General features: G+C 65.0%; 20 protein-coding genes and 1 pseudogene. 15 read left to right on the top strand and 6 right to left on the bottom strand.

What is annotated here, in order from left to right; translation table 11 throughout:
• Nucleotides 1-4 precede the first annotated feature (4 nt).
• The gene (gatB, locus tag KTC28_RS12400; protein WP_216707482.1) at nt 5-1480 is read left to right on the top strand and encodes an Asp-tRNA(Asn)/Glu-tRNA(Gln) amidotransferase subunit GatB; all 1476 of its coding nucleotides are present in this window, start codon (nt 5-7) and stop codon (nt 1478-1480) included.
• Between the two features lie 1123 nt (nt 1481-2603).
• Entirely contained in the window at nt 2604-4895 is a 2292-nt protein-coding gene (locus KTC28_RS12395; protein ID WP_216707481.1) for a TonB-dependent receptor, read from the top strand.
• Nucleotides 4896-5021: 126 nt separating this feature from the next.
• Here KTC28_RS12395 and serB read toward each other — a convergent pair whose 3' ends face one another.
• Nucleotides 5022-5897 (bottom strand): phosphoserine phosphatase SerB, encoded by an 876-nt coding sequence (gene serB / locus KTC28_RS12390; RefSeq protein WP_216707480.1) that lies wholly within the window; start codon nt 5895-5897, stop codon nt 5022-5024.
• A 28-nt stretch (nt 5898-5925) separates the two neighbouring features.
• Here serB and miaA point away from each other — a divergent pair, with 28 nt between their 5' ends.
• The 9 genes and pseudogenes from miaA to ilvC all read left to right on the top strand — a co-directional run bounded on the left by miaA (nt 5926) and on the right by ilvC (nt 13536).
• Nucleotides 5926-6774, top strand: coding sequence for a tRNA (adenosine(37)-N6)-dimethylallyltransferase MiaA (miaA, locus tag KTC28_RS12385; protein ID WP_255601983.1), 849 nt, complete (start codon nt 5926-5928; stop codon nt 6772-6774).
• Between the two features lie 169 nt (nt 6775-6943).
• A complete protein-coding gene (locus KTC28_RS12380; protein ID WP_216707479.1) occupies nt 6944-8104 on the top strand; it encodes a collagen-binding domain-containing protein in 1161 nt (386 codons plus the stop codon).
• A 75-nt stretch (nt 8105-8179) separates the two neighbouring features.
• Nucleotides 8180-8731, top strand: coding sequence for an SGNH/GDSL hydrolase family protein (locus tag KTC28_RS12375; RefSeq protein WP_216707478.1), 552 nt, complete (start codon nt 8180-8182; stop codon nt 8729-8731).
• A gap of 348 nt (nt 8732-9079) precedes the next feature.
• A pseudogene (locus KTC28_RS23475) lies at nt 9080-9172 on the top strand (PEPxxWA-CTERM sorting domain-containing protein); the annotation flags it as partial.
• Nucleotides 9173-9249: 77 nt separating this feature from the next.
• Nucleotides 9250-11016 (top strand): acetolactate synthase 3 large subunit, encoded by a 1767-nt coding sequence (locus tag KTC28_RS12365; RefSeq protein ID WP_216707477.1) that lies wholly within the window; start codon nt 9250-9252, stop codon nt 11014-11016.
• The gene (locus KTC28_RS12360; RefSeq protein ID WP_216707476.1) at nt 11013-11597 is read left to right on the top strand and encodes a hypothetical protein; all 585 of its coding nucleotides are present in this window, start codon (nt 11013-11015) and stop codon (nt 11595-11597) included. Before KTC28_RS12365 ends, KTC28_RS12360 begins: the two co-directional genes overlap by 4 nt.
• Nucleotides 11594-12103 (top strand): acetolactate synthase small subunit, encoded by a 510-nt coding sequence (gene ilvN, locus KTC28_RS12355; protein WP_216707475.1) that lies wholly within the window; start codon nt 11594-11596, stop codon nt 12101-12103. The genes KTC28_RS12360 and ilvN overlap by 4 nt, the downstream gene beginning before the upstream one ends.
• Nucleotides 12100-12504 carry a lysozyme inhibitor LprI family protein gene (locus KTC28_RS12350; RefSeq protein ID WP_216707474.1) on the top strand — a complete coding sequence of 135 codons (405 nt, stop codon included), beginning with the start codon at nt 12100-12102 and terminating at the stop codon, nt 12502-12504. The genes ilvN and KTC28_RS12350 overlap by 4 nt, the downstream gene beginning before the upstream one ends.
• A gap of 12 nt (nt 12505-12516) precedes the next feature.
• Nucleotides 12517-13536: a ketol-acid reductoisomerase gene (gene ilvC / locus KTC28_RS12345; RefSeq protein ID WP_216707473.1), complete on the top strand. Its 1020-nt coding sequence runs from the start codon at nt 12517-12519 to the stop codon at nt 13534-13536.
• Nucleotides 13537-13587: 51 nt separating this feature from the next.
• On the opposite strand, the gene KTC28_RS12340 is transcribed toward ilvC, so the two are convergent.
• From KTC28_RS12340 to KTC28_RS12330, 3 genes are all read right to left on the bottom strand, one after another.
• Nucleotides 13588-14730 carry a right-handed parallel beta-helix repeat-containing protein gene (locus KTC28_RS12340; RefSeq protein ID WP_216707472.1) on the bottom strand — a complete coding sequence of 381 codons (1143 nt, stop codon included), beginning with the start codon at nt 14728-14730 and terminating at the stop codon, nt 13588-13590.
• Nucleotides 14731-15038: 308 nt separating this feature from the next.
• Nucleotides 15039-15485, bottom strand: coding sequence for a DUF2721 domain-containing protein (locus KTC28_RS12335; protein ID WP_216707471.1), 447 nt, complete (start codon nt 15483-15485; stop codon nt 15039-15041).
• Between the two features lie 108 nt (nt 15486-15593).
• The gene (locus tag KTC28_RS12330) at nt 15594-16640 is read right to left on the bottom strand and encodes a PEPxxWA-CTERM sorting domain-containing protein (protein WP_216707470.1); all 1047 of its coding nucleotides are present in this window, start codon (nt 16638-16640) and stop codon (nt 15594-15596) included.
• A gap of 435 nt (nt 16641-17075) precedes the next feature.
• Between KTC28_RS12330 and KTC28_RS12325 the strand changes: the two genes are divergently transcribed.
• On the top strand, nt 17076-18623 hold the full coding sequence (locus KTC28_RS12325) for a 2-isopropylmalate synthase (protein ID WP_216707469.1): 1548 nt from the start codon (nt 17076-17078) through the stop codon (nt 18621-18623).
• On the opposite strand, the gene KTC28_RS12320 is transcribed toward KTC28_RS12325, so the two are convergent.
• Entirely contained in the window at nt 18620-19846 is a 1227-nt protein-coding gene (locus KTC28_RS12320; RefSeq protein ID WP_216707468.1) for a glutamate carboxypeptidase, read from the bottom strand. The two genes, KTC28_RS12325 and KTC28_RS12320, sit on opposite strands and share 4 nt — an antisense overlap.
• A 313-nt stretch (nt 19847-20159) precedes the next feature.
• Here KTC28_RS12320 and KTC28_RS12315 point away from each other — a divergent pair, with 313 nt between their 5' ends.
• Together KTC28_RS12315 and KTC28_RS12310 are read left to right on the top strand one after the other, a co-directional pair.
• Nucleotides 20160-21050, top strand: a complete 891-nt coding sequence (locus KTC28_RS12315) for a hypothetical protein (protein WP_216707467.1) — start codon at nt 20160-20162, stop codon at nt 21048-21050.
• A 24-nt stretch (nt 21051-21074) separates the two neighbouring features.
• The gene (locus tag KTC28_RS12310; protein WP_216707466.1) at nt 21075-21554 is read left to right on the top strand and encodes a hypothetical protein; all 480 of its coding nucleotides are present in this window, start codon (nt 21075-21077) and stop codon (nt 21552-21554) included.
• Nucleotides 21555-21594: 40 nt separating this feature from the next.
• On the opposite strand, the gene mutL is transcribed toward KTC28_RS12310, so the two are convergent.
• Entirely contained in the window at nt 21595-23397 is a 1803-nt protein-coding gene (gene mutL / locus KTC28_RS12305) for a DNA mismatch repair endonuclease MutL (RefSeq protein ID WP_216707465.1), read from the bottom strand.
• 125 nt (nt 23398-23522) lie between these two features.
• Here mutL and KTC28_RS12300 point away from each other — a divergent pair, with 125 nt between their 5' ends.
• Nucleotides 23523-24563, top strand: a complete 1041-nt coding sequence (locus KTC28_RS12300) for a rod shape-determining protein (protein ID WP_304610421.1) — start codon at nt 23523-23525, stop codon at nt 24561-24563.
• The last annotated feature ends 15 nt before the right edge of the window (nt 24564-24578 follow it).

Here is a 24578-nt window from a genome sequence, read left to right as displayed (position 1 = left end):
GCGTATGAGCACCACCGCCCCCTACACCGTCCCCGGCGAGACCGGCGACTGGGAGATCGTCGTCGGCCTCGAGGTCCATGCCCAGGTCACCGCCAAGTCCAAGCTTTTCTCCGGGGCAGCCGCGAGCTTCGGGGCCGAGCCCAACACCCAGGTCAGCCTTGTCGACGCGGCGATGCCCGGAATGCTGCCGGTCCTCAACGGCGAGTGCGTCCGCCAGGCGGTTCGAACCGGTCTGGCACTCGATGCCCAGATCCACCGCTTCTCCCGGTTCGACCGGAAGAACTACTTCTACGCCGACCTGCCGCAGGGCTATCAGATCAGCCAGTTGTACCACCCGATCGTCGGCGAGGGCTATCTCGACATCGAGCCTGACGGCGAGGCCCCGACCCGCGTCGGCATCGAGCGCATCCACCTCGAACAGGACGCCGGCAAGTCGGTCCACGACGGCCATGCGACGATGACCTATGTCGACCTGAACCGATCCGGTTGCGCGCTGATGGAGATCGTCTCCAAACCCGACCTCCGCTCCCCGGCGCAGGCGGGGGCGTACGTCCGCAGCCTCCGCTCGCTCCTCCGCTACGTCGGCAGCTGCGACGGCAACATGGAGGAAGGGTCGATGCGCGCCGACGTCAACGTCAGTGTGCGCAAGGCAGGCGACCCGTTCGGTACGCGCACCGAGACGAAAAACGTCAATTCGGTACGCTTCGTTATGGCGACGATCGAGCTCGAGGCGCGGCGGCAGGTCGACGTCCTCGAAGCCGGGGGCACGATCGTCCAGGAAACCCGCCTGTTCGACCCCGACCGGATGGAGACGCGGTCGATGCGGTCGAAGGAAGATGCGCACGACTACCGCTATTTCCCCGACCCCGATCTTTTGCCGCTGACGCTGACCGAGGACTTCGTCGACGAATGCCGCGCCAGCCTGCCCGAGCTGCCGACGGCGAAACGCGCGCGGTTCGAAGGCGCGCTCGGCTTGTCACGCTATGACGCTGCGCTGCTCACCGCTGAGCATGAAACAGCATCTTACTTCGAAGCTGTCATCGGAGGCACCGGACCGACCCAGGCGAAGGCAGCCGCTAACTGGATTATGTCCGAATTGTTCGGCGTGCTGAAGAAGCGCGGCGTACCTATTGAGAAGAGTCCTGTTTCGCCGCGCCAGGCAAGCGAGCTCCTCGGTATGATCGCGACTGGCAAAATCTCGAATACGATTGCCAAGCAGGTTTCGGAAATCATGCTGGAAACAGGCGATGATCCTGAGACGATCGTCGATAAGCGAGGCCTGTCTCAGGTTAGCGACACCGGCGCGATCGACGCCGCGATCGGCGAAATCCTCGCCACCAACCCCGACAAGGTCGCCGACTATCGCGGTGGCAAAGACAAATTGTTCGGCTTCTTCGTCGGCCAGACGATGCGCGCGATGGCCGGCAAGGCCAACCCGGCGGTGGTCAACGAGCGGCTGCTGGCGCTGCTCGCGGGGTAGGCGCGCGGGGATTTTTCCGGCGGAAGGTTACACAAGTCCACGCAACGACCAGGTTTGGCGCCGATCGGTCGCGCCTCCGCTGCCTTTCTGCCTCCCCTCCCGCTGCTTTCTGCCTCCTCTCCCCTTCAGGGGAGGGGTGAGAGACGTCGCGCTTGCGACGGCCCGGGGGTGGGGCGGCCTCGGGCTCGGTGCTCGGGGTGACTGCCCCACCCCCGGCCCCTCCCCCAAAGGGGGTGGAGGCGCGCGGAATGGCGGAAGTCCACACGCCAGCGAGTCGCTGCTTTTGCGGTAGCAACTCGCTGCTTTCGCCCCCAATCGGCCGGCGGAAGGTTACACAAGTCCACGCAACGACCGGGTTTTGCGCGAGCGCTGAGGCACGCGCATCGCTTTTTCGACTGTGCCTCCAGAAATTTCGTCATCCCGCGGAGACGGGGACCATCACCACTGACTGCTGGGCTAATGGGTCCCCGCCTCCGCGGGGATGACGACTTTGCACGACACGCGGTGCTTCGATGCGAAAGTGCACGCACCAGCGAGTCGCTCCGCGCGGGCCAGGACCGGCGCGCGGAAGGTTACACAAGTCCACGCAACGACCAGGTTTTCGAGGGATATTCGCCCCCGACCCCGTCATTCCCGCGGAGGCGGGGACCGATCACCACGTCCGGCGGGGCTGATCACTCCCCGCCTTTGCGGGCACGACGACTTTGTACGAGACGCGGCGCTTTACGGCGGAAGTCCACTAAGTCCACACGACGGGCACGATCTTTCAAAGCCCTCGCCCCGCAATTCGCCCACGCCTCGCGACGTGATTTTACGTGGCGCTCGCGACGACGACACCAACAATGAGAAAGAGCATCGACCACCCGCTGGTAGCCGACTCGACAGCCGCCCACGCTAACCGATCGAGTCCTCTGTAGGACAGGCCGAACGCGCGAGATGCCGACGCCAAAGCGCGACGCCCGACGACCAAGGGCTGCGCCGGGCCGTTGCCCCACGGCCACACTCTCCGCATTCCGATCACAGCCCGGGCATTTTGTCACGCCGCCGTCATATTTGCCTCCTATCGCCGCGGCATCGGGACCGGGGCACGACGCCGCGGTGTCCCATTTCAGGGGTTATCGTCTTGTCGAATTTCACTCTCCGGGCGGCATTGCTGCTGTCCGCCGCCGCCGTTGTGCTGACCGGCAGCCACGCGATCGCCGCCGAAGTTCCGGCCGCCGCAGCCGCCGCGACCGCCGACGACACCGGCCTCGCCGACATCGTCGTCACCGCCGAGCGCCGTAGCGAGAACCTGCAGAAGGTGCCGCTGTCGGTCGGCGTCGTCTCGGGCGACCTGCTGCGTTCGTTCCAGTCGGGCGGCGGCGACCTGCTCGAACTGTCGGGGCGCGTTCCCGGGCTGTACGCCGAGACGACGACCGGGCGGATCTTCCCACGCTTCTATATCCGCGGCCTCGGCAACATCGACTTCTACCTTGGCGCGTCACAGCCGGTCGAGATCATCCAGGACGACGTCGTCCTCGAGCATGTCGTCCTCAAGTCGAACCCGGCGTACGACCTCGCGCAGGTCGAGGTTCTCCGCGGTCCGCAGGGGACCTTGTTCGGGCGCAACACCACCGCGGGCATCATCAAGATCGACACGATCAAGCCGAGCGACGACCTCACCGCCCGCGCATCGGGATCGTACGGCAGCTATAACACCGTCACGTTCGACGGCGGCATCGGCGGCGCGATTATCCCCGGCAAGATCGCGGTTCGCGTCTCGGGCCTGTACCAGCACCGTGATAACTGGGTCGACAACACCTTCACCGGGGTTAGCGCCGACAAGACACAGGTCAACAAGACCGATGCGCTCGGCGGCTTCAACGAGCGCGACCTCCGCGCGCAGATCCTGCTGACCCCGACCGAGGACCTGACGATCCTCGCCGAGGGCCAGGGCCGGTCGTACAAGGGGACGTCGACGATCTTCCACCGCGGCGCGCTGATCAAGGGGTCGAACACCCCCGTCGGCCCGCGCGACCAGGTCGGCCTCGACGAAGGTGCGGGCAACCCGCAGGCGTACGAAACCTATGGCGCGTTCCTCAACGTCAAGTACGACTTCGGCCCGGTCAGCCTGACCTCGATCAGCGCGTACGAAACGCTATCGGGCTATAGCCGCGGCGACACCGACGGCGGCGCGGCGGCGAACTATCCGGTCAATGGCGTGCCGAACGGGTTCGGCGAGAGCCAAGGCAAGGTTCGCGGGTTGAACCAGTATACCGAGGAAGTCCGCCTCGCCTCGAACGGCCAAGGCCGCTTCAAGTATCAGGTCGGCGGCATGTATTTCGATAGCCGCGACACGACCGAGTTCGACCAACGCGCGATCTTCACCGGCACCAACCCGAACAACTATGTCGTCCTGCGCAACATCAACACGTCATGGGCGGTTTTCGGCCAGGCGAGCTATGAGATCGTGCCGAACCTGACGCTGACCGCCGGCGCGCGCGAAACCAACGACACCAAATCGACGACTTTGCTCCAGACCGCGAACACTGCGCTGAACGTCGTCACCTACACCGGACGCCGCTACGTCCGCCTGTCGTCGACCCAGCCGAGCTGGGACGTCAGCGCGCTGTACCAGATCGACCCCGACGTCAGCGTCTATGCCCGCGTCGCGCGCGGCTTCCGCGGCCCGACGATCCAGGGGCGGTCGGCGGTGTTCAACTCCGACTTCACGACGGCGAATTCGGAGACGATCATCAGTTATGAGGCGGGCTTCAAGAGCCAGTTGTTCGACCGGAAGGTCCGCTTCAACGTCACCGGCTTCGGCTACACCGTCAGCAACATCCAGCTGAACGGCAACGATTCGAACGGCAACGGCGTGTTGTTCAACGCCGCCAAGGCGAACGCCTACGGCGTCGAGGCCGAGGCCGAGTGGCACCCGATCGAGCATCTGTCGCTCGGGCTCGGCGCGAGCTTCCTGCATACCGAGATCAAGGACACGCGGGTCTATGCGCAGGTCTGCGCGCTCAACGGCGTCGTCGTCTGCACCGTCAACAACCCGACGATCAAGATCGGCACCAACGTCTTCGCCCAGATCAACGGCAACCCGCTCCCCGACGCGCCGAAGTACACCGTCGACGCGACCGCGCGCTACGGCGTGCCGGTGAGCAAGGACGCCGAGGTGTTCATCGCCGGTGACGTCAATCTCCAGGGCTTCACCAACTTCGTCCTGTACAAGACCAACGAGTTCAACTCGAACGGGACGTACGAGGCAGGTCTCAAGGCGGGTTATTCGACGCCGAAGTACGAAGCCGCGGTGTTCGTCCGCAACCTGACCGACCAGAAGAACCTCAAGGGCGTGATCGAGAACTACATGGCGGCGGTGTATAACGAGCCGCGGATCATCGGCGCGTCGCTGAGCTTCAAGCTGAAGTAGGGCGCATCTACCCCACCATGCCCGCGAAAGCGGGGACCGCCCGATAATCCGTAATCCCCGCGAAGGCGGGGACCCAAGGTCACAGACTGTGGCGACCTTGGGTCCCCGCTTTCGCGGGGATGACAATTATTGGCTAACCCACTCACCCCGCTTGTAGCCCTGCGCCCACAGCAACGCCGTCAAGTCGCCGATGCGGATTGCCGCGTCGGCGGCGGCGGTTGCCTTGGGCTTGGCGTGGTAGGCGATGCCCAATCCGGCGCGTTCGAGCATCGGGATGTCGTTCGCGCCGTCGCCGACCGCGATCACGTCGCCGACCGCCACCCCCGCGCCGTCGAGTTCGGCGCGCTTGGTCGCGGCGTCGACGATCGGGCGGGCGACGGCGCCGGTCAATTTGCCGTCCTCGACGAGCAGGCGGTTCGCGACAATGCGGTCGAAGCCGAGGTCCGCACCTACCGGGCCAGCGAAGGCGGTGAATCCCCCCGAGACGAGGATCGTCCGCGCTCCTGATCTGGCCATCGTTGCGACCAATAATTTCGCCCCAGGCATCAGCCGCACACGCTCCGCACGGCAGCGATCGATGACCCGCGCGTCCATCCCCTTCAGGAGCGCGACGCGGGCATCGAGCGCGGCGGCAAAGTCGAGTTCGCCGCGCATCGCCGCCTCGGTGATCGCCGCGACCTGCGGCTTCAAACCCGCATAATCGGCGAGCTCGTCGATGCACTCGCATTGGATCATCGTCGAATCCATGTCGGCGATGAGCACCCGCTTGCGGCGCGACGCGGCGGCGGGCTGAACGACGACGTCGACAGCAGTGAGCGCTGCTTCGAGTGCAGCGCGGGCGACCGGCTGGCTAAGCCCGCTGACCGTCAAATCGTAGGCATCACCCGCATCGAGCCACGCCGCCGCCCCCGGCTCGCCCCCTGCCCCACGCAGCGCGTCGCTTGCCGCAGCGACGTCACCCGGCGACAAGGCACCGGCGGCGATCAACGTCGCGAGGAGCATCGATATTTCCCTTGGTCGGCCAACGGTCGTGGTTATCGCGGGACCGACCGCCGCGGGCAAGTCGGCGGTCGCGCTCGATTTCGCGCAGGCGCGCGGCGGGACGATCATCAACGCCGACGCGAGCCAAGTCTACGCCGACCTCCGCATCCTCAGCGCGCGCCCGTCCAAGGCCGATGAAGCGACCGTCCCGCACCGTCTCTATGGCGTCATCGACGGGGCGGAGGCGTGCGACGCGGCGCGCTGGGCCGGCATGGCCCGCGCGGCGATCTTCGATACGATCGCCGCGGGGGGCTTGCCGATCGTCGTCGGCGGCAGCGGCATGTACCTGCGGATCCTGCTCGATGGGATCGCCGCGGTCCCGCCGATCGACCCCGACGTCCGCGCCGACGTCCGCGCGCTCGACCCCGCTGCCGCCCGCGCCGCACTCGCCGCACTCGACCCCGCCGCAGCGGCCAAGCTCGCCGATCCGCAACGCGTCACCCGCGCGCTCGAAGTCGTCCGCTCCACCCGACGGCGGCTGGCCGATTGGCAGGCCGAGACGACCGGCGGGATCGCGACCGAAGTCACTGTGAAGGGCCATATTGTCGACCTGCCGCGCCCTGCCCTCCACACTCGGATTGACGCGCGGCTCAATGCCATGCTCGCGGCGGGGGCGCTCGACGAGGTCGCCGCATTGGGTCGAAGGCGTCTCGCCGCCGACGCGCCGGTGATGAAGGCTCTCGGCGTCCCCCCGCTCCTCGCCCATTTGCGCGGCGAGATCGAGCTCGGCGCCGCGATCGAACGCACTCGCCTCGACACGCGCCATTATGCCAAGCGCCAGCAGACGTGGTTTCGCAACCAGACCGGCAGCTGGCAACGCGGCCTCAGCACCAGCTAATCGTTATAGTTAACAACGCGATATCCACCTTCAGAGTGTCGGAATTCCTTACACTTCTTCAAATAGCGCTGGGCGTGTCATATATCTTTCAGTAACTTATCTTTCTGGCATGATAATTGCTTAACGTTTCGTTACCGACACATGAGCGTCGGTTTCGGGGAATTATTGCATGACCTATCGCATCGCTGCCGCCGTCGCCTTGATGACCCTGACCCCGGGAGCCGCCCTCGCCACCGGAAGCGCCGTCAACGGCCTCACCGCGCTCGGTAACGTCAATCTCATCGTCCTCGGCAACATGACCGGCGGCCACGACGTCGAGGGCAAGACCTTCGTCGGCGGCAACATCAGCGGCGGCGTCTCGAACTACGGCATTGGCCAATCGAACCAGGGCGAAGGCGTGTCGTCGTACGCGACACTGACCGTCGGCGGCGACATCAACGGCGGCAATTTCAACAACGGCTCGAACGGCGGTAGCGGCACGGTCGCGGCGCGCAAGAGCGTCGACATCGGCGGTAGCTTCACCGGCGGCAACTTCAACGTCGACGGCGCGCTGGTCCGCGCCGGGTCGAACCTCGCGTCGTTCAACATCAACGGCGGCACCGACGTGTCGTACGGCGGCATCGCAAGCGGCTTCATGAACACCTTCCCGACCAAGGACGCATCGCTGGCACCCGGCGGCGGCCACGACCTGCATTCGAGCATCGCGACGCAGACGGCGACGCTGACCGCCGACCTCGGCACGTTGTCGACCGCGCTCTACGCACTGTCGGCGAGCGGCAGCAGCTTCGACGGCAGCGACCACAACAATGCCAAGCTGATCGCGCGCGACCCGAACCACCTCGGCTATGCGGTAATCACGATCGATTCGACCAATCTGACATCGTTCCTCGATGCGTCGAACCTGCTCTACGACCTGCCGAGCAACGGCAGCGGCGGTTACCTGACCACGATCATCAACGTCACGGGCGCGTCGAGCTACACACTTAACGCCAACTCGAACAACTCGATCTACAACCCGTACGTCCTGTGGAATTTCGGCACGGCGACGTCGATCACGCTCAACAAGCAGTTCAACGGCTCGCTCCTCGCCCCGTTCGCGACGGTGAGCAACTCGACCCCGATCGAAGGATCGCTCGCGGCCCAGACGTTCCATCAGGGTGGTGAAGTCCACCTCGGCACATTCAACCCCGACGGGCGGCTGTTCACCGCACTGACGCCGCCGCCGCCCATCGTTGGCGGCGTTCCCGAGCCGATGGTCTGGGCGCAAATGGTTGCCGGCTTCGGCCTGATCGGCCTGCTTCGTCGTCGCCGGGCGACCGTCGCCGCCTGAATGAAAATCGCTGCGCCGCTAACCGAACGTTAACCGTAAGCTACTAACTTCCGCTTATATTCGGGGGGATGAAGCATGGGCATCGGTCGGTATCTGACGGCATTGGCAGTCGGCGCGGCGGTCGGGACAGCAGTCCCCGCCGCCGCCTCGCGCCCCGACGGGCTCATCGTCTTCGGCGACTCGCTGGTCGACGCGGGCAACGCCTATATCGGTACAAACGGCCTGACCGCGCAGCCCGGCTACGGCTATTTCGACGGTCGCTACTCGAACGGGCCGGTCTGGACCGACCTGATCGAACAGCGGCTGACCGGACATTACACCGTCCCCTTCCTGGCCGGCGGCGTCAATTATGCGGTCGGCGGGGCCGAGGCGGCGGAAGACCGCAGCTTGCTCGGCTTCAACGTCCCGGGGCTCGCCACCCAGCTCGGTATCTATGCGACAAGCGGCAAGGCGGTCGATCCGAACGCGCTATACGTCCTCAACTTCGGCAATAACGATGTCACCGCGCTGCTCGCCGGGATCGCTGCCGCGCCAAACGCCGGGGCCGCCGCCGCGTTCACGACCGCATTCACCAACGCCTTCGTCGGCAATTATCTCGGCGCGATCTACGCGCTCAACTCCGCCTGAGCGACGCACTTCCTGATCGGTGGCGTCCCCAACCCGGAAATCCCCGCCAGCATCTACCTCGAGAACGCCCTGCAGACGGGCTTCAGCACCCTGCATCTCAGGCCGGGAACGTCGTTCACCCAGATCGACTATTTCGGGTTCTTCACCCAATTGCGCGACGATCCGACCAAATTTGGCCTGCCCGCCGACCTCGATACCAACCTCGGCGATGCATGCGTCGACATTAGCGTGGCACCGTCGAATCCGCACCCCGATTGCAGCCACTACCTGAGCTTCGACGGCATCCATCCGACGGCTCCGGTCCATGCCGCGCTCGCGCGCTACGTCGGCAGTCTGATCGGCATTGGCTCGGTCCCAGAGCCGTCGAGCTGGGCGCTGATGATCGGTGGCTTTGGCCTGATCGGGGTGTCGATGCGCCGTCGCCGGGTTGTGCCCGCGTAATTTCATTGCTGTGAGAGTGTTGACAGCGTAATTTTCGATCACTAACACGACGCTCGCAATCGAGGCGAGTAAGCATAGTGACGGCATCGAACGAAACCAATGGCGCGGGCGTGATCGTCCGCGCACTGCTCGACCTCGGGGTCGAGATCGTCTTCGGCTACCCCGGCGGGGCGGTCCTGCCGATCTACGACGCGCTATTCGAGCAGGAGTCGGCCGGGCGCCGGATCAAGCATATCCTCGTCCGCCACGAGCAGGCGGCGGTTCACGCGGCGGAGGGCTATGCCCGCTCAACCGGCAAGCCCGGCGTCGTCCTCGTCACCAGCGGCCCCGGCGCGACCAACGCCGTTACCGGCATCACCGACGCGCTGATGGATTCAATCCCAATCGTTGTCCTGACCGGACAGGTGCCGACGCACCTGATCGGCACCGACGCCTTTCAGGAATGCGACACGGTCGGCATCACCCGCCACTGTTCGAAGCACAACTACCTCGTCAAGGACGTCCACCGCCTGGGCGACACGATTCACGAGGCGTTCTACATCGCCACCGCGGGACGCCCCGGGCCGGTCGTGGTCGACATCCCCAAGGACGTCCAGGTCGCGCGGACCCGCTACGTCCGCCCGGGCAAGATCGAGCACAAGACGTACAAGCCGCAGGTCAAGGGCGACCTCGCCGCGATCGAAGCGGCGGTCGAGATGCTCGCCGCTGCTGAGCGCCCAATCCTGTACACCGGCGGCGGGATCATCAATTCGGGTCCGGGAGCGTCGCAACTGCTGCGCGAACTCGCCCGGCTGACCGGCGCGCCGGTGACGTCGACGCTGATGGGCCTCGGCTGCTTCCCCGCGACGTCGCCGCAGTTCCTCGGCATGTTGGGGATGCACGGCACCTACGAGGCCAATATGGCGATGCACGGGGCCGACCTGATGCTGTGCCTCGGCGCGCGCTTCGACGACCGCGTCACCGGGCGGCTCGACGCCTTCTCGCCGGGATCGAAGAAGATCCACGTCGACATCGACCGCTCGTCAATCAACAAGACCGTCCGCGTCGACCTCGGCATCGTTGGCGACGTCGGCCATGTCCTGGAGGATCTGATCAAGGTGTGGAAGACTCGCGGCCATCGCGCGGTCGACCTCAAGCCGTGGTGGGCGAAGATCGACCATTGGCGCCAGCGCGACAGCCTCGGCTTCGCCCAGACCGGGTCGGACATCCTCCCGCAATATGCGATCCGGCGGCTGTGGGAGGCGACGCACAAGCGCAGCCCGATCATCACCACCGAAGTCGGCCAGCACCAGATGTGGGCGGCGCAGCACTTCGGCTTCGAGGGGCCGAACAAATGGCTGACGAGCGGCGGCCTCGGCACGATGGGCTACGGCCTGCCCGCCGCGATCGGCGCGCAGCTCGGCGACCCGAACGCATTGGTCATCGACATCGCCGGCGAGGCGAGCATCCAGATGAACATCCAGGAGCTCGGCACCGCGACGCAGTACCGCCTGCCGGTCAAGGTGTTCATTTTGAACAACGAATATATGGGGATGGTTCGCCAGTGGCAGGAGCTCAACCACGGCGGGCGGTATAGCGAGAGCTATTCAGAGGCGCTGCCCGACTTCGTCAAGCTCGCCGAAGCCTACGGCTGGACCGGCATCCGCATCTCCGACACGAGCGAACTCGACGACGGGATCGCGGCGATGCTCGCGGCGGACGGCCCGGTGATGGTCGACTGCCGCGTGTCGAAGCTCGCGAACTGCTTCCCGATGATCCCGAGCGGCGCGGCGCATACCGAGATGGTGCTACACGGGGACGAAACTGTGGGCGAGAAAGACGAAGATGCGGCGGCGTTAGTGTGAGCATTGACATCACGCAGCCTGTTACACTTACAAAGCGGAGTGTTGCACGCAACCAGATTGACGCGGCTGTTCACCAGATATTTGTCCACAAGAATTACGTGGCCGCCAACACACTATCACTTGCTGCCGCCGAGATACTCGAAAGCCTTGCGAAAATTGCCGGAAAAAGAACGATGTTTACCGAATTTTATGATCGCATTCAACCGGAACACCTTAAGACTGTAAAAGGAATGGTCAAAGACGTTTACAACTTTTCCAAGCACGCTGATAGAGACGCACACCAAGAGATTACAGGCTTCAAACCCCAAGTCGCGATTATGAATGCTTGGATGGAAATCGTATCATACGGGGTCGTATATAATCAACGATCGCCCGAAATGTTCGTCCTTTATTCTTGGCTCGCTGCGACTAATCCGAGGCTTGTTAAAGAAGACAGTCAAGATGAGTTCGTTTGGGCTCGACATATTTTTGGAGATGACCACGACATGGAGGTTGCCAGTAAACTTTGTTCAGACTTGCTTACGAACCGGTCCGAAATCACAGCCGCTCTGACGGCTGAATCGAAGTTTGTTGAGGCATGAAACCCCTCCCCTCCGAACGTCACACCCTCAGCATCCTCGTCGACAACGAGGCGGGCGTGCTCGCGCGCATCGTCGGGCTGTTCTCCGCACGCGGGTATAATATCGAAAGCCTGACAGTCGCCGATGTGTCCGACGACCACGCCGTCAGCCGGATCACCGTGGTCACCTCCGGCCCGCCCGCGGTGATCGAGCAGATCATGGCGCAGCTCGACCGGCTCGTCCCCGTCCACCGCGTCCTCGACCTGACCGCGCTCGGGCCCCACGTCGAGCGCGAGATGGCGCTGGTCAAGGTCGCGGGCACCGGGGAAAAGCGCGTCGAGGCATTGCGCCTCGCCGACATCTTTCGCGCCCGCGCGGTCGACACGACCACGCGCAGCTTCGTCTTCGAGATCAGCGGCTCGACCGGCAAGGTCGACAGCTTCATCACGCTGATGCGCGAGGTCGGGCTGGTCGAGGTCGCGCGGACGGGAGTCGTCGCGATCGCGCGCGGACCGGAGGCGGTGTGACACGCTACGCGTCGCTTTTTGCCTTGATCCTGCTCGCTGCCACGCCCCTGCCGGCCAGCGCCGACGCGATCTTTGATCGCTGCAACGCGGCGACGAAGGCAGTGACCGACTCCGATCTGGCTCCGTGCGGCAGTGCCTGGGTCGCTCGGGAGGAGGTTCGGCTGAAGCTTGCGTGGAAGCGTGCGCTCGACGAGGTCGATGGTGCCAGGTCGGAACAGGGCAAGGCGCTGCTCGACGAGCAACGCGCGTGGATTGCGTTCAAGGACAAGGCGTGTCGCCGCTACGACGTCATGTCGGCGGGCACGCTTGGCCGCTTTCACGATGCCTATGTGTGCCGCGCCCAGATCATCGGCGACCGTATCAATGAATTGGGCGGCCTTCGCGGCGACGGCCTGAGCTAAAAAGGAAACAGAATGCGCGTCTACTACGACTCCGATGCCGACATCGGCCTGATCAAGACCAAGAAGATCGCCATCGTCGGCTACGGCTCACAGGGCCACGCCCATGCCCAGAACCTGCGCGACAGCGGCGTCACCGACGTCGTCGTCGCGCTGCGTCCGGGCTCGGCGACCGCCGCCAAGGCCGAGGGTGCTGGGTTTAAGGTCATGTCGAACGCCGAGGCGGCGGCCTATGCCGACATCGTCATGGTCCTCGCCCCCGACGAGCATCAGGCGGGCATCTATGCCGACGACCTTGCCGCGAACCTCAAGCCGGGCAGCGCGCTCGCCTTCGCCCACGGGCTCAATATCCATTTCCAGCTGATCGAGCCGCGCGACGATATCGACGTCTTCATGATCGCGCCAAAGGGCCCCGGCCACACCGTCCGCTCCGAATATGTCCGCGGCGGCGGCGTGCCATGCCTGATCGCGGTCCATCAGGACGCGACCGGCAACGCGCATGACGTCGGGTTGAGCTATGCCTCGGCGATCGGCGGCGGGCGCTCGGGGATCATCGAGACGAGCTTCCGCGAGGAATGCGAGACCGACCTGTTCGGCGAGCAGGCGGTCCTGTGCGGCGGCCTGACCCACCTCATCCAGGCGGGCTTCGAGACGCTGACCGAAGCCGGCTACGCCCCCGAGATGGCGTATTTCGAGTGCCTCCACGAGGTCAAGCTGATCGTCGACCTGATGTACGAGGGCGGCATCGCCAACATGCGCTACTCGATCTCGAACACGGCCGAGTACGGCGACATCACCACCGGCCCGCGGATCATCACGTCGGACACCAAGGCCGAGATGAAGCGCGTCCTCGCCGACATCCAGGGCGGACGCTTCGTCAAGAACTTCATCCTCGACAACCGTGCCGGCCAGCCCGAACTGAAGGCGGCGCGCAAGGCCGCCGCAGCGCATCCGATCGAGGAGGTCGGGTCGAAGCTGCGCGCGATGATGCCGTGGATCGGCAAGAACGCGCTGGTCGATAAAGCGAAGAACTAAAATGGCCCCGGGGGCGACGAGAGTCGTCCCCGGGGTTCGCCGCCCGTCAAATCAAACGAACGACAGCGCCTCTCGGCGGCGACGGACGATGCCGACCAGACCAAAGCCGAGGATCATCAGCATCCACTCGGCGGGTTCCGGAACCATGCCACTGGCCGGCGATCCGTCGGACCAGCGCGACCCGGACGACGCGTCCGCGGGCTGCACCGTATATGTGGTGCCGGTCAGCTGGAAATATGCGGATGCGTAATCGGTCGGCAGATATACCCCGCCGGTCAGCCACGAGTTGCTGCTCACGACGTTGTCCGTCCCGCCGACCACGTTGACGGCAACCCAATGCGCTGCGGTAGGGTCTGCCGCGATATAATTGCCGGTGATGAAACTATCGACGCATGAGTAACAGGCGATGCCCTGCGAAAACGATGTGTTGACGATGTTGCCCGAGATCGTGATCCGCTCCGCCCCATCCGCCTTGCCGATAAACGAAGTAAATCCTTGCGTATTTCCGGTCGCAATATTGTCGATCACTTTGATGTCGGATGCAGGGGCGTGTCCCGCAGTACTTGCCACCTGGACACAGTCCGGATGTGCCCCTGCCGACGGCTGACTGCCGCTGCAGCTATTGTTCGCGACGAGGACAAAATGGTTGTCGAAGATATCGAAACCGTCTTTTGTCGAGCCGACAACCTTGTTGCCGGTCAGGGTGATATGGTTCGACCCGGATACGCCGACGCCGACGCCGACGTTGGTAAAGGTCGAATTCGTCACCGTGCCATTGGTCACGTCCTGAAATGCTATCCCGGCTTCGGGGTAGCTGACCGCGCTGACGACGTTCGTCTGGTCGAAGGAGATGTTGCTGCTGCTGTAGACGACGATCGCCTTACCGTAAGCATTCGGGCCGCCGGTCGCATCGAAGGTCCCGCCGACGACATGGACGCCGCTGACCGCCTGAAACTTGAGGGTCCCGGTGAAGGTCGCCTGCGTCGCATCGATCGTGATCGCGCTCGACACCGTCTTGTTCTGCAAGGCGACGGTGTTGGCAAAGACGCCCGACAATTTGATCGTATCGCCCTCGCCGGCCGACTTCCAGATATTGGAGATGTTGTCCGCCGTCGCGTAGAGCACCGCGGCATTTGCGGGAAGAGAAACGACCATCGCGCAAATCAACGCGCCGTGCTTAACAAATTTAATCATGACGCTACGCAACTCCGCTACTGAAACTCGAAATAGACACAACAACAATACTTCGTTTTTGTTCCGGACACGCATTAATAGACGAACGCGGAGTCGGTTTTACTAAATCCTGAATGAGATATTTCATAGAATTACATGGTGTATAGGAAATAAATATTTGGAATAATACAGCCGATATACGACGAACCCGCCAAATATTATTTGGCAGAACTTTGGCCATTCCATCGATTATTCGAACGATAAATGTCGGCGATCGGCCGAGGCCGAGCGTCACGATTCCAATGGGTTCACACCATTCTCGACGCTTGTTAGCGGTCGAGCATCTCCGCCCGGATACGCACCGAGCGCGTCGCGATCTGGACCTCGAAGAGGAAGAGCAGGAGCCCCGCGATCAGGAGTACCATCACGAGGATGAAGAGCGGTGCGACTGTCTGCGAGACGTGCCCGGGAATGACGTCGCCGACGAACAGGATCGCGACAACGATGCACACGAACAGCGCCGACAGCGTGCACAGCCCGATCGCCCAGTGCGCGGCGGTCATCCGGCGATTGAGCATGGTAAGTTCGCGCGTGGCGCGGCGTTTTGTGTCGAGATCGTATCCCGAAATCTCCGCCTCGACCTTACGCGCCCGGTCGATCACCCGCCCGAGCCGGTTGGTCAGGACGTTGAGCACCGAGGCAATGCCCGTGAGCAGGAACACCGGCGCGACCGCGAGCTGAATATTGTGCGAGATCGCATCGACGGTTCCAACCAACGGTCTGCCCTACGCGGCGTGGTGCCGCCCACCAGTCATGCCACGCGGACACCGGCCAGCCAACCGATGACGCGGCGGCGGCTCAGGCAGGCGGCTCAGACGGGCGGCTCAGGCGGTGGCCAGCCGCCGCGATCGCCGGGTGGCGGCTCCGACGACACCAAAGCCGACGATCATGCTAAGCCACGCGGCCGGCTCAGGGACGGCACCGACGCTTGCCCCCGGCGCCCCTCCACCGTCGAATATGCCACTTGCGTCGAGGCGCGCGTCGAACGGCGCGAGCGCGAGCTGCGCTAGATGCGCAGTTTTGGGCAGCGCGCCGATCGTATTACCAATGACGATGTTGTCGCTGCCACCGATGATATTGATATTCGTCATATGCAAAGCGCCGGCCAGCGTCGTGACCTTGTTGTAGCTGATATTGCTGTCGACGCAGGCGTAGCAGGCGATCCCCTGCGAAAAGGTCGTCGCGACCCGGTTGGCGATGATCGAGATGCGCAGGCCACCCCCCTTTGCTGGGTCGAACGACGTGAACCCCTGCGTCGGACCGGTCGCGACATTGTGTTCGATCGTGATGTCCGACTGCACGGCATGGCCGGCGACGCTCCACAACTGGATGCAGTCGGGATGCGCTCCGGCGGCGGGCGCTCCCGCGCTGCAACTGTTGTACGTCGCCGTGACATTGTGACTGTCGGCGATATCGATGCCGTCGGACGTCGCACCGGTGATGGCATTGCTTCTAAGATAGCCGTTGGTCACGTGGTTGAATGTAATCGCGGCGTGGAGCCCCGAAAATGTCCCCTGCTTGACCGTGGCATTGACCGTATCGCTGAAGGCGATGCCCTGGCCGCCCGCGTCCCCGACAACCACCGGCTGCTTGAACGAGATATTGCTGCCGCCATAAACGACGACGGCGCGACCGTATTTGGTCGGCGCGCCGCCAGTCGCGCCGAACTTGCCGCCGATGACATTGAGGCCGTCGACCTTGTTGATCACCAGTGTATCGGTGAATACTGCGCCGGTCGCATCGAGGGTCATGCCCTTTGCCGACGACTTATACTGCAGCCGGGTGAGGCCAAACGTGCCACTAAGTTTGATCGTATCCCGCGGACCGGCGGCTTTCCACACCGCGTCGATTGTTGCGGCGGTGGCAATCAATACTTTCGATTGCGCAGGAACAGCGGCAACAACAGACATGTAGAACGCCAAGCAAGCCGCTCCAGACGTAATAACACGTGACATTCCAACCCCCTAAAAAGAAGACAATGATAACCAGCCCGCATCACTACTCGGCGTGATACGTTTCCCCGCTCTTAACAAGGACTTACAGATGAATTATTACCAATTAACCTCCGGCTGGCAAATATAATTCACCTTCGCTTGGCCGCGTAATTACACCGTTTCGCACGACCCCCGCCGGTCTGGACATCCGGCAGCCGCGGTGATAGCCGTTGTGCCATGATCGCAATCGGCCAGCTTCGACTTATTCGACCCTAGGCACGCGCCGCCCACCGGGGACGTCGCGGGCGTGAGGGACAAGCCCGGCCCCCCGACCCCAGAGCTTCGATGCTCGCAGGCCCCAAGGCGACGATCATGACCGACCAAATCCGTATATTCGACACGACATTGCGCGACGGCGAACAGTCGCCCGGCTGTTCGATGAACCTCGAGGAAAAGCTCCGCGTCGCGGCGCAACTCGAGGCCTTGGGCGTCGACATCATCGAGGCGGGCTTCGCCATCGCTTCGGAGGGTGACTTCGAGGCGGTTCGCGAGGTCGCGCGCCAGTGCCAACGCGCCACCGTCGCCAGCCTCGCGCGTGCCTCGCTCGGCGACATCGACCGGGCATGGGCGGCGGTCAAGTTTGCCCGCGCGCCGCGCATCCACACCTTCATCGCGGTCTCGCCGCTGCACATGCGGGTCAAGCTGAACATGGCCCCCGACGCCGTACTCGAAGCGATCCGCACGTCGGTCAGCCATGCGCGCAACCTGTGCCCCGACGTCGAATGGTCGGCCGAAGACGCGACACGGTCGGACCCCGACTTCCTCGCCCGCGCAATCGAGATTGCGATCAATGCTGGCGCGCGGACGATCAACCTGCCCGACACCGTCGGCTACGCCACCCCCGAAACCTACGGCGCAATGTTCCGCGACATGCTGAACCGCGTCCCCAACGCCGATCAGTCGGTGTTCTCGACGCATTGCCACAACGACCTCGGCCTCGCAGTGGCGAATACGCTTGCCGCCGTCATGGCGGGGGCGCGACAGGTCGAGGCGACGGTCAACGGCATCGGCGAGCGTGCCGGCAACGCCGCGGTCGAAGAGATAGCGATGGCGCTCCGCGTCCGCCACGACGTCATGCCGTACATGACCGGGGTCGTGACGTCGGAGATCACACGCGCGAGCCGTATGGTCAGCGGCATCACCGGCATGGCGGTCCAGGCGAACAAGGCGATCGTCGGCGCCAACGCCTTTGCCCACGAGAGCGGCATCCATCAGGACGGGATGATCAAGGACGCTTCGACCTACGAGATCATGACCCCCGAGAGTGTCGGCCAGGGTGCGACCAACCTCGTCCTCGGCAAGCATTCGGGGCGCGCCGCGTTTCGCCAGAAGCTCGACGAGCTCGGCTATACGCTGTCGGACAATGAGTTCGGCGATGCCTTCAAGCGCTTCAAGGACCTCGCCGACGCCAAGAAGGCGATCTGGGACGAAGACATCGTCGCGCTGGTCGACGACGAAGTCTTGCGCGGCCACGACGCGATCCAGCTTGTCGAGGTCGAGGTCTATTGCGGCAGCAACGGCCCGCAGCGCGCGGTGCTGACGCTGTCGGTCGACGGCGTCGAGACCACTGCCGCGGTCAAGGGCAACGGCCCGGTCGACGCGCTGTTCGCCGCGATCCGCAAGATCGTCCCCCACGACGCCGCGACGCTGCAACTGTATCAGGTCCACGCCGTGACGCAGGGCACCGACGCACAGGCCGAAGTCAGCGTGATGCTCGCGGAAAACGGCCGGACTGTGCGCGGGACCGGTGCGGACGTCGACACGCTGGTCGCGAGCGCGCGGGCGTATGTGAACGCGCTCAACAAGCTGATGGTCAAGCGCGGGCGGAGTGCGCTCGAGGGGCTGGCGGCGGCGGGTTAGCGAACCCCCTTCGTCCCCAACTCCTCGATCAACGCAGCCAGCAGATACAGGCGCGGGGTCAGCGTCGTCAGGTCGATATACTCGCCGTCCGAGTGGAACTTGCCTCCGACCGGCCCCAGCCCATCCAGCGCCGGCACGCCCTTCGCCGCCGCCATCGCCGATTCCGACGCGCCGCCGTTGCCCCCCGTCCCGAGCGTCCGCCCGATGCCTGCGTAAATCGCGCCCGCGCGCACCGCGAGCGCATCGGTCGCCGGGTTGTTCGCGAGCGGCGGATAGGCGGGCTCGTGGAGGATCTTGACCGTCGTCCCCGGCACCGCGATCGTCTTCGCGTTCGCCTCGAGCTGCGCCAGCACCACGTCGTTCGCTTGCGGTGTCCGCGCACGGACGCTGAACGTCGCGGATGCGTGGTCGGGGACGATGTTGTTGCGCGTTCCCGCCGCAAGCAGCGTCAGGTTGACCGTCGTCTGGTCGCCGGTGTGCGGAAACTTCGCATATCCTTCAAGCTGGTGGAGCAACTCGACCGCGGCATTGTGCCCATCCTGCGGCGCCACCCCGGCGTGCGCCGCCTTACCGGTCACGTCGATCATCACCACCGTCGAGCTCTTGCGCCAGACGGTGACCTTGTCGGGCGCGTCGCCGGGTTCGAGGTTCAACTCGACGTCGGCGGTCGACAGCAGCCGGTCGATCAGCTTCCGCGTCCCCGGTGAGCCGCGCTCCTCGCTCGTCTCGATCAGCAGGGTGATGCTGGCAAAATCGGTGAACTTCGCGTCGCGGAGCAATTCGAGCGCCTTGATCCCCTCGACCACCCCGCCCTTCTCGTCGCCGACGCCCGGCCCGGTCGCGCGATCCCCGAGGATCTTGAACGGCCATTTGGCGACGGTGCCGGGGCCGAACACCGTATCGAGATGCCCGATCATCAGGATCCGCGTCTTGCCGGTCCCCTTGACCGTCGCGACGATGTTTTCGGGCAGTCCGGGAGCCTCGGCCGGCACCGTCTCGACGCTCGCCCCAAGGGCTTTCAACCGCGCAACGAACACCGCCCCGACCTTGCGCCCGCCCTCGACGTCGCCGGTTCCGGAATCGATGTTGACGACCTCTTCGAGTAGCTTGAGATGATCGGCCCGCGCGGCGGTCGCGGCCGCCATCAGCGGATTAGAGGCCGCGAGCGCCGGAGCCGAGAGGGCGAGAGCCAGCGGCAGCACGATCAGCTTCAGTCTAGTCACGCGATGAGTCTCCGTCTGGATGGTTACACAAGTCGACAAAACGACCGGCTTTTCACCGCCGCCGTAATCGGAAGTTGACGAAGTTGACGCCACGTCGATCCGAAACGCAGCGCCTGCTGTGGCATTGGCGGCGCGCAGCGTTCTTAAGGGGGAGAGCGACATTGTCATGGGCGCGAGGCTACGCTGTTCGCGTCGGTGTAGGACAGCGGAAAATACCATGACATAGCTCGCCCGCAGACGTCGAAATCGTTGTGGTCCCGGAACGCATCGCAGGTCACGCCGTTTGTACGCTATCCCATTTGCGGAGTGTCGGGTGGTTCAAGTCAATAGCAAGCGCGCCGGCGAGGAAACCTATGTCCTCGACGAGATTAACGGCCTGAAGCTGTGGCTCGACGCAAAGGTCAAGGCGCACGAGTTTACAGCGCAACAAGCGGTCGACGCGCTTCGCCAGCAGGAAACTCAGGGCAAATTGTGGACGGGCCCGATCAAAGACGCGTTCGGCTCGGCCAAGATCGGGCTGAAGCTGGCCAAGGATTTTGAGCACATGTGGAAGGCGCGCGTGTCGTTCGTGCCGGGCAAGACGGGTGACCTCGTCATCATCAAGGGTTGGCCGAACGCGCGTGAGGTGCTGACCGGAACGCGCTACAAGGTGACCAATCCGAAGGTCATGGAATTGCAGATCGGCAAGCCCGGCATCCAGGCCGCGGCGAAGGAATCGGCGCGCTTCGGCGTCATCCTCGTCGTCGCGGTCGACCTTGCCGAGTTCGTCGCGTCGCACGACCTTGCCAAGCTTCTCGGCAGCCTGACCGTCGACATCCCTTCGGTGATCATCGCTTCGGCGATCGGTTCGGCTGCCGGGACGCTGGCTGCAGGAACACTGGTGATCGGCAGCTTCGCGTTCGGGCCATTGCTCGTGGCGTTCGGCGTCGGCGTCCTCGCCGGATACGCGCTCTACAAGCTCGATGAAGCCTTCGGCATCACCGAGAAAGTGACCAAGATGTACGAATCGGCCCTCGAGGAACTGAAGAAGCTGTGGGAAAAACTCGGTGCAGAGGCCGAAAAGAAGTTCCACGAGTTCGAGAACAGCCGGGCGGTCCGCTATATCGGCAATGGCGCGAATGCAGTCGGGAATTGGTTCAGCAGCAGCATGAGCCGCCTCGGTGAAGGCAATAATGCCCAGTATATGCTCCAGTCGATGATGTGATCACCGACAGCGAAGGTCCGTCGCATGGTTGAAACCACCCCCGCTGCGAAGTCGAAGCTGCTCGGATTTTGCCTCCTCGGGGGCGGCGGTGCCGTCGCGCTGTATTCGGGGTACGGTCTCGGCGGCGCATTCGGCGGGCTTGCCAACCGTGCACCTCTGATCGAGCTGAGCGCGATCGACGCGACCGGCCTGCTCGCCGCGATCGGGGTCATTCTGATCGGCATCGTCGCGCTGCTACCAGTCGGTCTGCCCGAACCGACCAAGCGCGGCCGATCGCTGCCGAAAATTCCCCCGGCCGCCAAGCCGTTGATGATCGCCGCCGCGATCTTCATCGTCGCCTCCCCGATCGCCGCGTCTGTCGTCCGGACGATCGTATCGTCGAAGGCCGAGGATGGCGGTTATGTCCGCTGCCCGCGAACGGAGTGGCCGCGCAAGCAGCCCGACCGCTGGTCGCAGGCGCCTGCCGGGCTGGCCGGATGCCCGAAAGGCGACGCGGCGCGCTGATTTCGCCTGAGCCGGGTGTCCGCAGTCCGAGCCTGCCCCCTCACCGCCGCCCGAACAGTTTCTCCAGATCGACCCGCGCGAGTTTCACCCACGTCGGCCGCCCGTGATTGCATTGCCCCGAATGCGGCGTGACCTCCATCTCGCGCAGCAACGCGTTCATCTCGGCGACCGACAGCACCCGCCCTGCCCGCACGCTGCCGTGGCACGCCATTGTCGCGGCGACCGCGTCGAGGCGTTCGGCCAATCCCGGGGCGGCGTCGAAGGCGGCGAGGTCGTCGGCGAGGTCGCGGACGAGCGCGGTGGCGTCGACGGCGCCGAGCAGTGCGGGGGTGGCGCGGACGAGGACCGCTTTTGGGCCGAAGCCCTCGATATCGAGGCCCAACGCGGCGAAGTCGGCGGCGTGTTCGACGAGGTGTGCGGCGGCGTTCTCATCGATTTCGACGACCTGGGGCAGCAGGAGCGCCTGCGCGGCGACGCTGCCCCCTGCACGCGCGGCCTTCATCCGTTCGAGCGTCAGCCGCTCGTGCGCGGCGTGCTGGTCGACGAGGATCATGCCGTCGGGAGTCTCGGCGACGATGTACGTCCCCGCGACCTGCGCGCGCGCGACCCCCATCGGGAAGCCGTTCATCGCGGCGGGGGCTTCGGTGCGTGCGGCGGGGGCGAACCATGCGGGGTGGGCGTCGGCGACGTGGACGCTCGCCTCGCCATCGGCCCAGACCGGGGGAGCGTAGGAAGCTCCGGCAAACGGGAGTGTCGGCGGATAAGCAGGCGGCGATCCCGGCTGGAACGCGGCGAGCGCGCCGACCGCGACGGTCGTGCTGGCGCGATGCCCGGCTGCATCGAGCGCGCGGCGGAGGCCCGAGACGATCATCCCGCGGACGAGCGCGGCGTCGCGGAAGCGGACTTCGGTCTTCGCCGGGTGGACGTTGACGTCGACGAAATCTGCGGGGACGTCGAGGAACAGCGCAACGACGGGGTGGCGGTCGCGCGCGAGCAGGTCCTGGTACGCCCCGCGCACCGCGCCGACGAGGAGCCGGTCGCGAACCGGGCGGCGGTTGACGAAGAGAAACTGGTGGTCGGGGACGCCCCGGCTGAAGGTCGGCAGCCCGGCGAGGCCGCCGAGGGTCAGCTCGTCGCGCAGCAGGTCGATCGGCACAGCATTCTCGGCGAAGTCGGCTCCGAGCAGCGCCGCCAGCCGCGCCGGGAGCGGGCTGTCGCCGCCATCGCCGCCGAGCAATCCGCCGTCGGGCGCGTCGGCGCTGAGCAGCCGCCGCCCGTCGTGGCGCAGTTCGAAGGCGACGTGCGGGGTCGCCATCGCCAGCCGCCGGACGACGTCGACGCACGCGCCGAGTTCGGAGCGGATCGACTTGAGGAATTTACGCCGCGCCGGGACCTGCGCGAACAGGCCTTCAACTGTCACCGTTGTCCCCGCCCCGCGCGCCGCCGGGCCATCGGCGACGACGCGGCCGTGGTCGATCGTCAGCGCCCAGCCCGTGCCCTCCCTTGTCCGGCTGGCGAGCGTCAGCCGCGCGACGCTCGCGATCGACGGCAGCGCTTCGCCGCGGAAGCCGAGCGTCGCGATCGCCGACAGGTCACCATCGGGGAGCTTCGACGTCGCGTGGCGCTCGACCGCGAGCCGCAGATCGTCGGCGTCCATTCCCATGCCGTCGTCGGCGACCTGGAGGTAGTCGACCCCGCCCGCCGCGAGTTCGACGACGATCCGGCGTGCGCCGGCGTCGATCGCGTTCTCGACGAGTTCCTTCAACGCCGAAGCCGGGCGTTCGACGACCTCGCCGGCGGCGATCTGGTTGACGAGCTGGTCGGGCAGGCGGCGGATCGGCACGACGTTCCCGTAGCGCGTCGAACGCCCGCCGTCATCTCCGGCGCGGCGACCATCGACCTTGCCAATTCACCCTGCCCGCGCCTAATGCGGGGGCGCTCGCGCCCTCAAGCAGTTCCGGAAAAATAATGTCGATTTTCAGCCGCATGTTCTCGTTCCTGAGCCAGGACATGGCGATCGACCTCGGGACGGCGAATACCCTGGTCTATGTCCGGGGGCGCGGTATCGTACTCAACGAACCGTCGGTCGTCGCGATCGAGACGATCAACGGGCGGCGCACGGTCAAGGCAGTCGGCAGCGATGCGCGGATGATGATGGGCAAGACCCCCGGCAACGTCGAGACGATCCGCCCGTTGCGCGACGGCGTCATCGCCGACATCGACGTCGCCGAGCAGATGATCAAATATTTCATCGGCAAGGTCCACACCTCCAAATTCCCGCGCTTTCCGCAGATCGTCATCTGCGTCCCGTCGGGATCGACTTCCGTGGAGAAGCGCGCGATCCGCGACGCCGCGAACAACGCCGGGGCGAGCCAGGTCTATCTGATCGAGGAGCCGATGGCGGCGGCGATCGGCGCGGGGATGCCGGTGACCGAGCCGATCGGCAGCATGGTCGTCGACATCGGCGGCGGCACGACCGAAGTCGCGGTGCTGTCGCTTCGCGGCCTCGCCTACACCACCAGCGTCCGCGTCGGCGGCGACAAGATGGACGAGGCGATCGTCAGCTACGTCCGCCGCAACCATAACCTGCTGATCGGCGAGATGACCGCCGAGCGGATCAAGAAGCAGATCGGGATTGCCCGCGCGCCCGCCGACGGCGTCGGGTTGACCATGGAGATCAAGGGCCGCGACCTGATGAACGGCGTGCCGAAGGAAATCACAATCAACCAGGCGCAGATCGCCGACGCGCTCGCCGAGCCGGTCTCGGCGATCGTCGAGGGCGTTCGCCTCGCGCTCGAGAATACACAGCCCGAACTCGCCGCCGACATCGTCGACCAGGGCATCGTCCTGACCGGCGGCGGCGCGCTGCTCCACGAACTCGCCGACGTGCTGCGCGAGGCGACCGGGCTGCCGGTGACGGTCGCCGACGATCCGCTGACGTGCGTCGCGCTCGGCACCGGGCGCGCGCTCGAGGACCCGATGTACCGCGGCGTCCTGACCACCGCCTGAGTTTGAGCCCGGGAG

The organism is Polymorphobacter megasporae (assembly GCF_018982885.2).
In the GTDB taxonomy this organism is placed as follows: Bacteria; Pseudomonadota; Alphaproteobacteria; order Sphingomonadales; family Sphingomonadaceae; genus Polymorphobacter_B; species Polymorphobacter_B megasporae.
The sequence above is the reverse complement of the archived record's forward strand: the minus strand, read 5'-3'. Positions and strand labels throughout refer to the sequence as shown.

Coding starts and splice junctions, on each gene's coding strand:
- gatB (WP_216707482.1), top strand. CDS start 5: ATGAGCACCACCGCCCCCTACACCGTCCCCGGCGAGACCGGCGACTGG.
- KTC28_RS12375 (WP_216707478.1), top strand. CDS start 8,180: ATGGGCATCGGTCGGTATCTGACGGCATTGGCAGTCGGCGCGGCGGTC.
- serB (WP_216707480.1), bottom strand. CDS start 5,897: ATGCTCCTCGCGACGTTGATCGCCGCCGGTGCCTTGTCGCCGGGTGAC.
- KTC28_RS12380 (WP_216707479.1), top strand. CDS start 6,944: ATGACCTATCGCATCGCTGCCGCCGTCGCCTTGATGACCCTGACCCCG.
- ilvC (WP_216707473.1), top strand. CDS start 12,517: ATGCGCGTCTACTACGACTCCGATGCCGACATCGGCCTGATCAAGACC.
- KTC28_RS12300 (WP_304610421.1), top strand. CDS start 23,523: ATGTCGATTTTCAGCCGCATGTTCTCGTTCCTGAGCCAGGACATGGCG.
- KTC28_RS12340 (WP_216707472.1), bottom strand. CDS start 14,730: ATGATTAAATTTGTTAAGCACGGCGCGTTGATTTGCGCGATGGTCGTT.
- ilvN (WP_216707475.1), top strand. CDS start 11,594: ATGAAACCCCTCCCCTCCGAACGTCACACCCTCAGCATCCTCGTCGAC.
- KTC28_RS12325 (WP_216707469.1), top strand. CDS start 17,076: ATGACCGACCAAATCCGTATATTCGACACGACATTGCGCGACGGCGAA.
- KTC28_RS12310 (WP_216707466.1), top strand. CDS start 21,075: ATGGTTGAAACCACCCCCGCTGCGAAGTCGAAGCTGCTCGGATTTTGC.